A 15,056-nucleotide genomic window follows, 5' to 3' on the forward strand; every position below is an offset into this window, starting at 1 on the left:
ATGAAGATACTCGTACCCGTCAAGCGGGTGATCGATTACAACGTGAAGCCGCGGGTCAAGATGGACGGCACCGGCGTCGACTTGGCCAACGTCAAGATGTCGATGAACCCGTTCGACGAGATCGCCGTCGAGGAAGCCATCCGCCTCAAGGAAAAGGGCGTCGCGACGGAAATCGTCGCCGTCTCGATCGGCGAGCAGAAGGCGCAGGAAACYYTGCGCACGGCGCTTGCCATGGGTGCGGACCGCGCGATCCTGATCGTCAGCGAGACCGAAGTCGAGCCGCTCGGCGTGGCCAAGCTGCTCGCCAAGATCGTCGAGGAGGAAGCCCCCGGCCTCGTCATCCTCGGCAAGCAGGCGATCGATGATGATTCGAACCAGACCGGCCAGATGCTGGCGGCGCTGATCGGCCGKCCGCAGGGCACCTTCGCCTCGAAGGTCGAGGTCGAGGGCGACAGCGTCAAGGTGAYCCGCGAAGTCGATGGCGGCCTCGARACGGTCAGCCTCAAGACTCCGGCGATCGTCACCACCGATCTTCGCCTCAACGAGCCGCGCTATGCGTCGCTGCCGAACATCATGAAGGCGAAGTCGAAGCCGCTCGCGCAGAAGACCCCCGCCGATTACGGGGTCGATGTCTCGCCGCGGCTGAAGACGCTCAAGGTTGCCGAGCCGCCCAAGCGCTCGGCCGGTATCAAGGTTGCCGATGTTGACGAGCTTGTCGCCAAGCTCAAGGCGATGGGAGTTGCAGCATGAAGACGCTGGTCTGGGTTGAGCATGAGGGCGGCGCSGTCAAGGACGCCACGCTGTCCGCGGTCACCGCGGCTTCGAAACTGGGCGAAGTCCACCTGCTGGTCGCCGGCGAAGGCGTCGGCGCGGTCGCGGATGCRGCTGCGAAAATCGCCGGCGTGGTCAAGGTCCATGTCGCCGACGGCGCTGCCTATGCGCATGCGTTGCCCGAGAATGTCGCACCGCTGGTCGTCGACCTGATGGGGCAACAYGACGCGTTCGTCGCGCCGGCCACCGCCAACGGCAAGAACATCGCGCCGCGCGTGGCAGCCCTGCTCGACGTCATGCAGATCTCGGAGATCCTGTCGGTCGAGAGCGAGGACAGCTTCACCCGTCCGACCTATGCCGGCAACGCGATCGCCACCGTGCAGTCGTCGGATGCCAAGAAGGTGATCACCGTGCGCGGCACCGCTTTCGAYAAGGCGGCACGCGAAGGCGGTTCCGCTTCGGTCGAGGCGGTTTCCGGCGGCGGCGATGCCGGCCTGTCGAGCTTYCTCGGCGCGGAGATCTCCAAGTCAGAGCGTCCCGAACTCACCTCGGCGAAGATCATCGTGTCCGGCGGACGCGCGCTGCAGAACAGCGAGAACTTCCACAGCGTGATCGAGCCGCTYGCCGACAAGCTTGGTGCCGCGGTCGGCGCCTCGCGCGCAGCGGTCGATGCGGGCTATGTGCCGAACGACTACCAGGTCGGCCAGACCGGCAAGATCGTCGCGCCCGAAGTCTATATCGCGGTCGGCATCTCGGGTGCGATTCAGCATCTCGCCGGCATGAAGGACTCCAAGACGATCATCGCGATCAACAAGGACGAGGACGCCCCGATCTTCCAGGTGGCGGATTTCGGCCTGGTCGCCGATCTGTTCAAGGCCGTGCCGGAACTGACCGGCAAACTCTGATCCCAGCGCCGCGATGAATATGGAAGGGCGGGTGGCCGGGGGCTGCCCGCCCTTTGCTGTGAGCGCGGAACATTCGCGGCCGTTCCGGGTTCAAACCGGTACGCACCCCATATGATATCGCCGCGGAGGGACCCATGCTCATCCACGTCATCATCGTCCTCATCATCGTCGGCGTCGTGCTGTGGCTGGTGAACAACTACATTCCGATGGACGGCAAGATCAAAAGCATCCTGAACGTGGTGGTGGTGATCGTGGTGATCTTGTGGCTGCTCCAGGCCTTCGGGCTGCTCAGCGGGGTCGGCATCTGAGCCGTTCTGTACCCACGTCATCCTGAACGCGTTTCAGGATGACGAACCTGGGCCTGCTCGGCGCGACACCGCAGCCTTCAGATCCTCGACGAACATGGCGAACTCCTGCTCCGCGCGTGACCGGTCCGGCATACGCAGCAGGAAACTCGGATGGATGGTGGCGCGCGCCGCCGCGCCATCGGGCAGCACCAGGTCGCGCCCGCGCTGCGAGGTCAGCGTCAGCGCCTTCCCCATCAAGGATTGGATCGCGGTCGTGCCGAGCAGGACCATGCGCTTGGGCGCGATGATCGCGCGTTCCTGGTCGATCCACCACCGGCACGCGCTTATCTCGCCGGCATTTGGCTTGGAATGGATGCGCCGCTTGCCGCGCGGCTCGAACTTGAAGTGCTTGACCGCGTTGGTGACATAGACGCGCGAACGGTCGATCCCCGCCTCGGCCAGCGCTCGATCGAGCATCTGCCCGGCCGGCCCGACGAAAGGCTTGCCGGCGAGGTCCTCCTGGTCGCCCGGCTGCTCGCCGACGATCATCACATCGGCATCGACCGGCCCTTCGCCGAACACCGTCTGGGTCGCGCATCTGTACAAGCCGCAACGCGTGCAATGCGCCGCCTCTGCGCGCAGCGCCTGCCAGGCCTTCTCCGCATTTCCGTCCGTCACGATCCGCTCCACCATCCGGGTCTCGCGCGCCTGCGCGCCCGCCACCAGTTCCGGGATCAACGCGGTTTCGGGCATATTGGCCCAATATCGCCGCGGCATTTCCTTGACCATCGTGCCGATCTTGAGCCGTGCCGGATTAAAGATCGCGGCATAATAGCCCTTCCAGAGATCCTCGACCGGATCACCCGCCGGCGCCTCCGCGCGGGTGGCGCCCGGTGCCTCGGACAGCGCTTCGCCGTTCCAGTGGATCGACAGCTCGGGCGTCAGGATCGACCAGCGCATCGTCGCGAAACGCCGCGCGAAGAAGCCGGCATTGGCGCGGACGATATGATGCGCGGGCTCGAACCAGGCGACATATTCGCCATCGATTTCCCGGAAGCGGACGAAGGCGCGCATCTTGTGGATGTCGCGGCGCACCTCCTTCGCCAGCAGGTCGAGCCGGCGGCGCAGCGGGTCGGCCTCGTCCTCGATGGCGCGCGGCTGCTCGCGCAGCTTCAGCAGCATCGCGTAGAGCAGCGCAAAGCGTTCGGGATCGCTGTGGAGCGCGACGCTCTCGGCAAGATCGAGGAAGCGCTTCGGCACGCTGAACGGCGGGCGGATCGGAGTTGGCAAGGGGCCCTGGCCGCCACCGAACAGATCACCGGCTTCGCCCGCCACCTGCCAGCTTATCGTCTCGGGAGAGACATCCGCCAGCGCCAGCCCGCGTGCGGCATCGCGCCAGCCTTCATAGTCGTCGGGGCGGGAGAGGAGGACGCGGTACACGCCCGCCGCTACCTTCCCGTCATCCCAGCGAAAGCTGGGATCTCCCTGCCTTCGACGCAGATCAGGAACGAGGAGATTCCAGCTTTCGCTGGAATGACGGCAAAGCGTGAAGCCATGGCCGCTACCCGAACAGCTCCAGCTGCTCGGTCACCCGGGTCTTCAGGTCGACGCGGTCGATCAGCCCCGTCGGGCGCCAGTCCTTCGTGACGATGAACGGCCGCAGCTTGGCGATCGAGCGCGACAACCGGCCCACGTCCGCTAGCCCGAGCCTGCGCCAGCGCCGCGTTGCCAGGATCGCGTCGACCGCCTTCACCCCAAGACCCGGCACGCGCAGCAGCAGTTCGCGCGGAGCGCGGTTGACGTCGACCGGGAAGATCTCGCGCGCTTGCAGTGCCCAGGCCAGCTTGGGATCAATGTCGAGCGGCAGCATGCCCTGCTCGTCGGTCGCCGCCGCGACTTCGGCGGGCTTGTAGCCATAGAAGCGCATCATCCAGTCCGACTGGTAGAGGCGGTGCTCACGCATCAGCGGTGGCCGCCGCAGCGGCAGGATCGCCGACGCATCCGGAATCGGGCTGAACGCCGAATAATAGACGCGGCGCATGCCGAAGCGATCATAGAGGCCACTCGCCGTTCCCATGATGTCACGATCATTGGCGGCATCGGCGCCGACGATCATCTGCGTCGATTGCCCGGCCGGCGCGAAATGGGGGGCAGACTTGTAGCGCCGCCGGGCGTCTGCCCCATCCTCGATCGACGCCTTCATGCCCGCCATCGCGCTGCGGATGCCCGACGCCGATTTCTCGGGCGCGAGCCGGGTTAATCCCGCCTCGGTCGGCAACTCGATATTGATCGAGATCCGGTCGGCATGCCGTCCGGCGAGATCGATCAGCGCCGGATCGGCGTCCGGGATCGTCTTCAGGTGGATATAGCCACGGAAGTGGTGATCCTCGCGCAGCGATCGCGCCACCTCGGCCATCTGCTCCATCGTATAGTTGGACGACTTGATGATCCCCGAGGACAGGAACAGTCCTTCGATATAGTTGCGCCGGTAGAAGGCGAGCGTCAGGTCAACCACCTCCTGCCCCGTAAACCGCGCGCGGCGGACATTCGAGCTCTTGCGATTGATGCAGTAATGGCAATCGAAGATGCAGCTGTTGGTCAGCAAAATCTTGAGCAGCGAGATGCAGCGGCCGTCGGGCGCATAGGCATGGCAGATGCCCATCCCCTCGGTCGAGCCAATACCGTTCGCCTTGCCGGCCGAGTCCCGCTTGCTGGTGCCGGAAGACGCACAGGACGCGTCATATTTGGCGGCATCCGCAAGGATTTCGAGCTTCTGGCGCGTGTCGAGCTGGGCCATATGTTCGATGTATGTTCTACATCAGCCCTTGTCCAGCTCGGCCCGCGAAACAATCCCGCGGCTGCCCTCCGCGGGACCGAAGCTCAATGGGTAGACTGCACCGCGCTTGCCGGCAGGTCCGCCGGCAGCAGCGGCCGCTCGCCATCGCCGACGATGGCGAAGGCCGACCAGTAATAAGGATGCGACGTGTTGGCATCGTCCATCAGGCCGATCTGCGCCTTGCGCATCGCGGTCGCCATCGGCGTGCCCGGCGGCGCGGTGAACAATCCGGTGATCAATCGCTTGGTGGCGTTGAAGTCGTCCGGCACCGGCCAATGGCTGGCGATCACCGTCCGGGCGCCCGCGCCGACGAAGGCGCGGACCAGGCCATCGAGCGCGAAATTACCGCCCGTGGTGACGCCGGCCTCGCGCGTTGCCGAAACCGTCGCCATGCCCGCGGTGTCGCAGGCCGACAGCACGACGACATCCGCGTCGAGCTTGAGGTCGAAGATTTCCTTGAACGACAGCAGCCCGTCAGAGGTGCCGCCACCGAACGAGGTGAGCAGCGCCGGCCGTGCCGGGCATTCGGGGCGCGGCGCCGTGACGAGGCCATGGGTCGCGAAGTGGATGATCCGATAGTCGGAGAGGTCGGTGCGGCCCTCGATCGTCGAATCCGAGAAATCGGCCCCGGTGATCAGCGCGGACTTGTCCTTGCCGATGATACCGCTCGCCAGGAACAGTTCGGACGACGAGATCGGGTTGTTCCAGTTGCTCAGCGGCCAGGCGCAGCTGTCGGCCATCGCCGGCGGCGGCACGAAGAACGGATTCAGCGCCGGTCGGGCATTTTCGCCCAGGCCGATATAGCCTTTCGTTCCCTTTGACCCGGCCACGCCGCGCCCGTCGACGAAGGAACGCGGGCTCACCACAGTCGAGATATCGCGATCGCGGCCCAGCCAGGCGATGCCGCGGAAATCGAAATCGTCGGCATTCGGCTTCTTGAGGCGGGCGAGATAGGCATCCACCCCGCCCTGCTCCATCGGCAGCAGATTGGCGGGAAGCTGCAGCAGGGGGCCGTCGGGCTCCCATATGAAATTGGTGACCTGGTGGATCTCGGCGTCGACCGGTCCCATCAGCGACACGTAGAGCTTGCGCGCCAGTACCACGTCGAACGGATAGGTCGCGACCTGACCATTCTCGACCTTCACGACCGAGTCGCGGATCTGCGCGACGATGTCCTCGAGCTGCTTGGTCGTGACATCGAGCTTCCAGGCGCGGGCGACATCCCTGGTGACGAACATCGCATAGGCGTCCTGCGACACCAACGTGACCTTGTAATAGCCGTCGCCGGGACGGAGCGCCTTCTGCAGCTCGTCGACCTGCATCGTGGCCGGCGACAATACCCGATAGCGGGGGAATTGCGCGAGCTTCGACTGGAGCACGGTCTGGTCGCGCGAATAGCGCGCGAGCCGCGCCTGCGCATCGAGCAGCGCCGGCTTGTCGGCAGGATTGGGATTGGCCGAGAATTTGGCGATCTCTCCGGTCGCGCGGGCGATGTAGCGCGACAGCGTCACCGACTGGCGGAAGAGGCTGGCCGCCTCGTCGTCGCCGCCCGACAGCTCGCGGGCGAGCAACGCCTGGGTCTGGGCGATGCCGGGGCGCAGCATCACCTGGCTCGCGCCGAACATCTGTGCCACCGCCTTGGGGTCGCTCGCGGCGCGTTCGGCCAGCAGCCGGAAATAGGGCCGCAGCAGCGAGCGGATCGAGCTCATTGCGCCGGGGAGATTCTCCGCCGCCGAGATCACTTCGCCATATATCGTGGCAGCGCGATCGCCCTGGCCGTGGCGGCTGAGGAAGCCGGCGAAGCGCGCCTTCGCGCCGAGCGAGATGGCGGTGTTGGGATGCTGGATCTCCACCACCTGCAGCGCGTCGGCATAGAGCCGCTCGGCTTCGGCTATGTTGCCTTCGGCCTCCGCCACCAGCGCCAGCTCGCTCTGGATGCCGGAGCGCAGCCAGCCGGTGCTGTTGAGCTTGCCCTCGCGCACGCCCTGCATGGCGGTAACGGCCTGGGCGAAGCTTTCGCGGGCCTTGGCGTAATCCTTGCCGATGCGATAGGCGACGCCGCGCAGCTGCAGTGCCTGCGCATCGAGGATCTGCGCGCGCTCGAACGGCTGCAGCTGCCCATCCAGGGCACCGCCCAACTCGCTCATCTGCTTGTTCTCGCGGTTGAGATCTTCGGCGACATCGTCCGGAATTTCGCCGCCGGCCAGCTTTGCGTCGGCTTTGGCCTGCACCTCGATCTCGGCGACGGGCTTCGACAGTTCGGCGACCGCTTCCTTGATCCGGTCCTGGTTGAGATTGTGGATCGCGTGGAAGTTGCGCAGCATGCGGCCGGTGACCGGATCGGCCAGCGCGCTCGGCGTCGAGGCGCGGACGAACAGCGACTCCGCGGCCGAGAAATTGCGCTGGTTCGATTCCTGCAGCGCCTGGTTGGCGAGATATTCCGACAGCCGCGTGTCTGCGCGCGGACCGGTGGAGTCGCGTTCGACCAGCGCTTCGAAGAACTCGGAAGCCTCGGCATAGGAGCCGTCATTGTTGCGCGAATACGCCTCGGCCAGCGCGCTGTCGCTGTCGAGCGCACCCGCCTGGACGCGGGCGAAGGCCGCCGGGTCGCCGGCCGACGTCGTGGCGACCTGCACTTCGCCCTTGACGATGGCATCGGCGACGATCGTGCGCAGGCCGAGCTGCAGCGCGCTGTCATAGCCGCCCAGCCCGTCGGCGATATAGACGGTGTTGCCCTTGCTATAAGCATAGCTCTTATAGGCGAGCTGGTTGGTCGGATCGATGCATTCGCTCGCCTGGACATTGCCGAGCCCGCCGATCGCAACGCTGGTCGGCGCCTCGCACTTCAGCGGCGTGTCGGCATTGGCGGCGACGCGCGCGACCGGATCGTCCTTGCCCTTGCGCAGCGCGAACAGCCGCCCGACGGGTGCCGCCGCATCACGGCAGACGATCCGGTAGCCGCGATCGAACATGTTCACCAGATTGGGGCTGACCGCGCGGTTCTGCGCGGTGCACAGCACGCCGGACGATCCGATCCGGAAGCTGTTGCGCAGCGACAGCCCACCCGGCTGCGTCGCGGCGGGCGCCGTCACCGGGGCACTGAGCGCCAGGGTGGCGAGAAAAGCCGCACCGAGGCCAAGACGATTAGCACGCATTACTGACCCCCTCCCGGCGTCTCGCCGAGACCATCCTCTCCCGACCACAAGCTGCTGTTGCCGCTGCTCGTGACCGGCGTGTCGATCTGCTGACCCGTCGAGCCGATGTTGCTCGTATCGACCAGCACATTGGCGCCGCTGACAGCGCCGCCGGAGCCGCCGGTGCTCGCGCTCTCGCTGCTCTCCTCGTCGCCGCCCTCGTCGGCGCTACTGTCGCCGCCGCTGTCGTCGGCGCTCGCGCTGCTGCTGCTGCTCGACGCGGCGGCATCGCTGGCGCTGCCGCCATCCGATCCGCCGCCGCCGCCACCATCGGCGCCGGCGTCGGACGAACTGCTGATGCTGCCGCCCGCGACGCGGGTTCCGGTTAGCGATGACTGGATGCTCGAGGTGATCTTGTCCGTCTCCATCGACACCGTCTCGACCACTTCGGGGTCCTCCGTCACCGGCGGCGGCGGGGGAGGGGGCGGTGGAGGCGGCGGAGGCGGAGGCGGTGGCTCTACCGGCGGTGGCGGCGACACCGGCGGCGGCGAAACAGGGGGTGGCGACACCGGCGGCGGCGGAGACACAGGCGGTGGCGACACCGGCGGCGGCGACACAGGCGGGGGCGGCGATACTGGCGGGGGCGACACGGGCGGCGGAGGCGGCGATGTGACCGCGCCGCATGGATCGCCATTCACGGTGCAGTTCGCCGGCAGGACGAGGGCGGTTGCAGGACTGGCGCTGAAGCTGATGCCCGCCGCCCCGTTCTCGACGAAGTCGCCGACGAAGGTGATCGTACCGTTTGTCGCCGAAACCGCGCTCGAGTTGCTCGAAGCGGTGTCGCCGGGTGCGAACAGGCTGGTCGTGCCATTGACGCGCAATGTGCCGCCGGTGGTCGTGATATTGAACCAGCCGGCCGTGGTGGACCCGGTGTTCCCACTGCCCTTGCTGCCCGAAGCTTCGGCGAAGAGATCGCCGATATCGATCGAGCCGAGCTGCGACGGATCACTGAACCGCGCTGCCGCCAGCAGCTCGACATGACCGCCAGCGCCGGTACCCGCGGCGCCGGCCGTTCCGGCCGTTCCGCCGGTCCCGCCGCTGGGGGCAGCGCCGCCGGGGCCGCCGGCGCCAAGCTGGCCCGCAGCATAAAGACCGACATCGCCAGCCTCCATCGAGGCGCCGAGGCCCAGGAGCCGCACGATTCCGCCGATGGCATTGCCGCCCGGCCCGCCATCGGTGCCATTGATGATCACCTCGGGGCTGTTGCCGGCTGCGGGCGTGTAGATACCGTTCGCGCCATTGCCGCCATCGCCGCCGACCCCGACCGCATAGGCGAGGACATTTCCGAAAAGGCTGTCGCCGGCCGCGGTCCCGCCCGCGGTGCCGCTGACCGTGCCGAACTGGATAAATCCGCCCTGGCCGCTGCCGCCGCCGCCGCCAATGGCGACGGTCGAACTCTCGCCGTTATTGCCGCGGCCGCCGTCGCCGCCGAAGCCGAAGGCGTTGAGGGTAGTATCGCCCATGTCGAGATGGCCGTTACCCGAATGGGCCACGGCGAGGATGTTGCCGCCGAAGCCGTCACCGCCGTGGCCGGCCGGCATCCCGTCGACGACGGCGTCTCCGCCTATCCCGGCATAAGCGGAAACATCGACATAGGTGCCGTCGGCCGTGATCGTACCCGGTGCACTGCCGGTGTAGGAGAGTATTTCGGCATAACCGCCATAGGCGTCGCCAGCGCGGCCGATCTGGCCGTTGCCATTATGCTCGCTATAACCGCCCTCGCCGACGGCTCTGAGGACGAGTCCGCCACCGTAGGAACACTCGACGCAGCCCGCCCCGTTTAAGGTGATCGAACCAGCGGTGGCGTTGGCGAACGCACCGCCGAAGGTGTTCTCGCCGGGTGCCCCGCCATAGCCGATGCCGCCGGTGTTGCCGTCGCCGCCATAGCCGCCGGCATAGGCTGTCGCATTGTCGCCGATCACCATGGTGCCGCCGATCACCTCGAAGCCAGCCGTTCCGCCACGGCCAACGCCGCCGGTGCCGAAGCTGGAATTGGCCGCGCTGCCGATGTGCTGATAACCGCCCCCGCCGCCACGCCCTTCGGCAGACAGATACACAGTGTCATCGGCGTTGAGCGTGCCGCCCGCCGTCCGCACCGACAGGACCGATCGGCCGCCATTGCCGACGCCGCCGGCGACAAGCCCATTACCGCCAGTGCCATCCGCATAGAAATATAGGCTGGAATGGATATTGAGCGTGCCCGCGCCGTTGCCTGCCAACAGGTCGCCGCCCTTGCCGATACCGCCCGTCGCGCTGCCGCTGGTGCCGCCATCAGCGCTGCCATCGACATAGATGCTGCCGTCGATCGTCGTCACCGCGCTGTTGCCGGCCCGGATGAAGCTGGTGCCGCCGGTGGCATTGCCGCCGTTGCCGCCCCGCAGGTTCGAGCCGCCGCGCGCGTAGACGTACACGTCGAGCCCGCCGTGGAGATAGACCGATCCGGTGCCGTCGTTGAGGAGTGAGAACGACCCGCCCGAGGCATCGCCACCTCCGCCAGAGCCACTCGATATATCGGCATATGCCGATATATCGGTCGAGCCGTACAGGCTCACGGTGCCTGCGTCCTGGGTGAGTATGCCGGCCGATCCGGCACTCGAATTGCCGGCCGCGCCGCTTTGATAGGCACTGCCGCCCCTGGCGTCGGCGCCAAGATAGACCGACACATTGTGGGTCGCGTCACCAAGGTTGATCGCTCCGCCAATCGCGAAGATCTCGACATGCCCCTTGAGCGAGCCGTTCGGGGGAAGCACCGACGTCGCGGCGCCGCCGCCGGTCGCCCCATTGCCGCCCTGCGCGTTGGCTTCGAGGTCGATCGAGCCCTGGGTCACGTTGAGCGTTCCGCCGGTTGCGGCCTGGATGCTGACATAGCCGCCCTGCCCGGCCCCGCCCTGACCGCTGCCGCTGCTCCCGCCCGCGCCGCTGGCATCGAGATCGATGCCGCTGTTGGCGGTGATCGTTCCCGACGCTCCGGCGAGGACGACGACGGTGCCGCCCTGGCCGCTGCCGCCATTGCCGCTTGTCTCGGGAGTTCCGCCATAGCCGCCGGCATCGGCTGTGAACCCGCCGTTGAAGGTCATCGCGCCGCCGCTATTGGCGACGAGGTTGATATTGCCGCCGGTGCCGTTCTGGCTCCCATGTCCCTGGCCCTGGGCGTTCAGCGTCACATTGCCGCTGAAGGTGAGCGACCGGCCGCTTCCGCTCGCGATCAGGGTGATATCGCCTCCGGTCGCGGGGTTGCTGATCGACGACGCGGTGGTGTTGACGCTGAGCGTGCCGTTGAAGGTCGCAGATTGACCCGCGGCCGTGTCGATGCCTACCGGGGCGCCAAAGCTATGGATGACGGTGTTTCCGCCGAACGAGCCGCCCGATATCAGGAGGCCACCCGTCGCCAGGATGTCCGTGCTCCCGGCGAATGTCCCATTGGCAAGCGTGAGCCCCGAGCCTTTGCCGGTGAGCTTCGTGACATCATCGTCGAACATGCCGTTGTTGATCGTCGTCGCGGCGCCGCTGACCACGAGATTTGTTTCGCTCGGCAATGGCGCATCGGCGGAAAATCTCGGATTCGACCAGGTCAGCACGTCCTTCGTCTGAAGATAGACCGGCCCGCTGAAGTCTCCGCCGCTGATCTGAGCGACCGTCCCGGACGCGCCGGCGGATGCGGCTCCCACCGCGCCGATCGTCGTTCCGTCGACGTCGCGCCCTGCCGACAGAACGATGCCCTGGGGGGTCTGCTCGGCGCCGGACGCAACCTGGAAACCCATCGTGCCGCCGGTCAACAGCATCGAAATCGCGGTGTTCTTGGGGATTGCCACCAGATAGATACCGCGACGCGTCGCATCGAGCTGGACGTTCGAGATGGTGCTGCCGCTATGCGTGATCGCGTTGGCGACGCTGGTTCCGCCGCCCAGCGGAACGGTGATGTCGAACAGGTCGTCATGGCCGATAACCGAAGCCTGGGTCGCCGCCACATAGCCGACGCTGCCGCCCGCGTTGACGCTGCCGGCCTGAACGATCTGCGGCGCCACGACGATGAAATAATTGTCGGTATGGATGCTCGCGCCCGACATGATCTGGACGGCCGCGGTGGCGGCGCTGACGCCGGTATAGACGCCCTGCACCGTGATCGGGCTCTGCGGGTCCTGGGGATCGTCAGGCGCCAGCACGACGTCGGGCGAGCCCAGCGAGGCGACCGGCGCGGTGGTCAGGAACAGCCCGCCCACATCGAACGAACCCGTGCTGCCGATCAGGATGCCGCCGGGGCTGTAGAACCAGACATCGCCCCCGGGGATCAGCGCGCCCGAACCATCGCGAACTCGCGAGATGACCGAACCGTTCAGCGAGACTCCGCGCGTCGAGTCGGTGGGCAGGAAGCGATTGAGGACGGTGAAGCCGCCTTGGTTCCCGCTCTGCTCTTGGAAGGTCGCGGTCGTGCCCGACGGCATGACGTTGATCGTGCCGGTGCCCGCCTCCGCGCTGGTCGTCGGCGTCCAGTCGATGATCGCGGTCGGGGCGGTGATGGTGATGGTGTCGCTGTTGAGCGAGCGCGAGATCGAGTAACCCGTGCCGCTCAGCGACGCCGGATCGGCGTCGAAAGCGCCGGTTATGTTAACCGCCAGCGCCTCGCGCGTCGGCATCGCCAGGATGGTCGCGACCGCCAGCAGCGAGGTGAGCGTCCGGCTACGCATGCGGCGCATGCGGGTGCGCTCGACAGCGAACGGATCGAGGACCGACGGGATCTTACGCATTACTGGTCACTCCAAGGCCACAGCTTGGTGGTAAGGGATACGAGGAATCGTGGGTCATGGTTGCGCGTCTGCAGCCCCGCTGCTTCGAGCGGTACGGCGACCGTGCCCTCGATCCGGAAGCGGTTGTTGAGCACCGCGCGCAGGCCCGCGCCGACCGAAACCAGCCGATCGGAATCGGGAGTCCCGACGGGCAACGCCGACCGGGTCGCGGCCTTGATCCATGTCCAGGCCACATCGGTGAAAGCGAAGGGCAGCACCGAGAGATTGACCTTGGGGAGCGGCGCGACGCGCGGCAGGCGCAGCTCGATGCTGCCGCCGGCGCCGCTGTCGCCGATGATCGTCCCCGGATCATAACCGCGGCCGACCGAGAAATTGCCGCCCGAGAACTGCTCGAAGCTGAGCAGCGGCGAGAAGGAATATTGCGCGCGCGGCATCACCGCGAGCCAATAGCCTTTGCCGAGATTGAGCTCCGCGGAGGCCGAGGCGCGGATCAGTGTCGAGGTCGGATCGCCATAGAGCCGGCTTGGCTGCGGCAGCGGCAGCGACGACGTCGACGCTGATCTCGGCACGCGCTGGTTGGCCCCGAATATATCCAGCCCTTGCCGGAATTCGAGCGAGCCCGAGGACCGCCAGCGCGGCACGCGGCGCTCCGAGACATCCGCCGCGTCCATATCGAGCCGCAGGAAGCCGACGCGCAGATGATCGCGGTTGAAGTCGAGCGCGTTGATCTTCACCGTCTGGTTCAGATAATCGAGCCCCGCCGAACCCAACAGGCTGAAGCCCTGAGTGCGCACGATCGGATAGCGGATCTCTCCGGTCGCGAACAGGGTGCGGGCGGTAAGCTTGAGGGGCCTGCCGCTGGCGTCGGGATCGACCGTCGGCTTCGACCAGGCATAGGTGAGATTGCCGCCCAGCGTAAGGCCTTCGCCGCCCAGCCGAAGATCATAGCCGAGCTGCGCGACCTGCTGCTCCTTGAAGTCGGCGGTGCTCGACACAGAGGCGGTCAACCGGTCGCCGCCGAGCAGGCCATAGGCTTGCGCGGAGAGCGCGCCGGTCCAGCGGCCCGAGCTGTGCGACGAGAAATTCTGCAGTCCGGCGCTGGCCTCCAGCGGCGTGTGGACCACGCTGACGTCGCCGACCAGCTCGCCGGGCGCGCCGCCCGCCGGCTTGAGCGACAGCCGCACCTCATAGCCCGGAAGGTCGCGCGCGAGCAGCAGGTAGCGCTCGGCGACGTAGCGGTTGAATATCTTCTCCTCGGTCAGGTGCGACAGATAGCCGGCCAGCAGATGTTCAGCCTTGCCGGCATTGCCACGCACGCGGATCGCCACGATCTTCGCGAACAGCACCTCGAATTTGACGACGCCATTCTCGATGCGCTGCACCGGCACCTGCACCGCCGCGAGGTAGCCCTTGCGGCGCAGCTCGGTCGCGGCGGCGTCGCGGATCGTGCAGATCGTGCTGATGGGGCGGTCGGGGCCGAGCAGCTGCGCGTAGCTCTGCTTGAGCTCTTCCGGACTAATACCCTGGAGATTGTTGAACTCCGCGCCGGTGATCGTAACCTTGATGTCGGCATAAGCCGGTGCATCGAGGGCGCAGGGGGCGCGTTCGATATCACCGTCGATCTTCAGCCGGGCCGAGCGCGGTGCCTGCTCCTGCGGACGCCGGTCGATTTCTTCGCGGGTGGGCGCAATTTGTTGCGCAGTCGGAGCGACGGGAGCCGGAGCAGTCTGTGCCCAGGCGGCCGTGTTCGGCATAGATGCCAGAAGCAGCGCCGTGAAGGCTGCTGCCGAGAAGAGCGACGTACGCAAAAACCCCCCCGTATAGCCCTGATCAGCGAACCCCATCGCCGAAGACCGGTTCTTAGCCTTGCTTACATCGATTGTCATGGACAATCATCAATCCCACAATGACTTGCATGGCATGTGATCGCTATCACGCGCAGCATTTCCGGACTTCATCGCGCAGCGTTCAGCACTGCTTTGTCTCGTCGCTTGCAAATCTCCGCACTGAAGGCCGCTCGTTGCTGCACCGCAACCAAATCCTTGCGGAAAGGACGGGCTGCGTCTAGAGGCGCCGACGCGACAGGATCCCGGCAACGGGAAAAGGGAATTTGGAAGCGGGGCTCGCCCCGCCGGCCCAAGCTGCCCCCGCAACTGTGATCGGATAGCGATCGCCCCAATTCGCGTCACTGGCCACCTTCGGGGGGCTGGGAAGGCCGGGGCGATTGCCGGGACCCGAGAGCCAGGAAACCTGCCCGTCGCGGTCGTTCCATCATGCGGGCGGGGTGCACCACATGAACGAGGCGAAACCTCGCGTGA

At 66.6% G+C, this 15,056-nt stretch carries 8 protein-coding genes and 1 riboswitch; of the genes, 3 read left to right on the forward strand and 5 right to left on the reverse strand.

The features are described 5' to 3' along the window. The 3 genes from AC1DPF_RS14140 (at position 1) to AC1DPF_RS14150 (ending at position 1,984) form a co-directional block, all read left to right on the forward strand. Positions 1 to 750 (forward strand): electron transfer flavoprotein subunit beta/FixA family protein, encoded by a 750-nt coding sequence (locus tag AC1DPF_RS14140; protein WP_477962005.1) that lies wholly within the window; start codon positions 1 to 3, stop codon positions 748 to 750. Then, complete coding sequence (locus AC1DPF_RS14145; protein ID WP_477962006.1) at positions 747 to 1,676, forward strand: electron transfer flavoprotein subunit alpha/FixB family protein; 930 nt, start codon at positions 747 to 749, stop codon at positions 1,674 to 1,676. The genes AC1DPF_RS14140 and AC1DPF_RS14145 overlap by 4 nt, the downstream gene beginning before the upstream one ends. 134 nt (positions 1,677 to 1,810) lie before the next feature. Then, a complete protein-coding gene (locus AC1DPF_RS14150; protein ID WP_477871764.1) occupies positions 1,811 to 1,984 on the forward strand; it encodes a Thivi_2564 family membrane protein in 174 nt (57 codons plus the stop codon). A gap of 33 nt (positions 1,985 to 2,017) precedes the next feature. On the opposite strand, the gene AC1DPF_RS14155 is transcribed toward AC1DPF_RS14150, so the two are convergent. The 5 genes from AC1DPF_RS14155 to AC1DPF_RS14175 form a co-directional block, all read right to left on the reverse strand. After that, complete coding sequence (locus tag AC1DPF_RS14155; protein WP_477962008.1) at positions 2,018 to 3,403, reverse strand: UdgX family uracil-DNA binding protein; 1,386 nt, start codon at positions 3,401 to 3,403, stop codon at positions 2,018 to 2,020. Between the two features lie 121 nt (positions 3,404 to 3,524). Then, positions 3,525 to 4,760: a putative DNA modification/repair radical SAM protein gene (locus AC1DPF_RS14160; RefSeq protein WP_477962010.1), complete on the reverse strand. Its 1,236-nt coding sequence runs from the start codon at positions 4,758 to 4,760 to the stop codon at positions 3,525 to 3,527. A gap of 83 nt (positions 4,761 to 4,843) precedes the next feature. Then, a complete protein-coding gene (locus tag AC1DPF_RS14165; protein WP_477962012.1) occupies positions 4,844 to 7,954 on the reverse strand; it encodes a CHAT domain-containing protein in 3,111 nt (1,036 codons plus the stop codon). After that, complete coding sequence (locus AC1DPF_RS14170; RefSeq protein ID WP_477962014.1) at positions 7,954 to 12,738, reverse strand: beta strand repeat-containing protein; 4,785 nt, start codon at positions 12,736 to 12,738, stop codon at positions 7,954 to 7,956. Before AC1DPF_RS14170 ends, AC1DPF_RS14165 begins: the two co-directional genes overlap by 1 nt. Then, positions 12,738 to 14,492 carry a ShlB/FhaC/HecB family hemolysin secretion/activation protein gene (locus tag AC1DPF_RS14175; RefSeq protein ID WP_477962016.1) on the reverse strand — a complete coding sequence of 585 codons (1,755 nt, stop codon included), beginning with the start codon at positions 14,490 to 14,492 and terminating at the stop codon, positions 12,738 to 12,740. Before AC1DPF_RS14175 ends, AC1DPF_RS14170 begins: the two co-directional genes overlap by 1 nt. Positions 14,493 to 14,804: 312 nt before the next feature. Further along, positions 14,805 to 15,010, forward strand: a riboswitch (cobalamin riboswitch). Positions 15,011 to 15,056 lie beyond the last annotated feature (46 nt).

The sequence above is a fragment of the Rhizorhabdus sp. P4_G6 genome, from assembly GCF_056401045.1.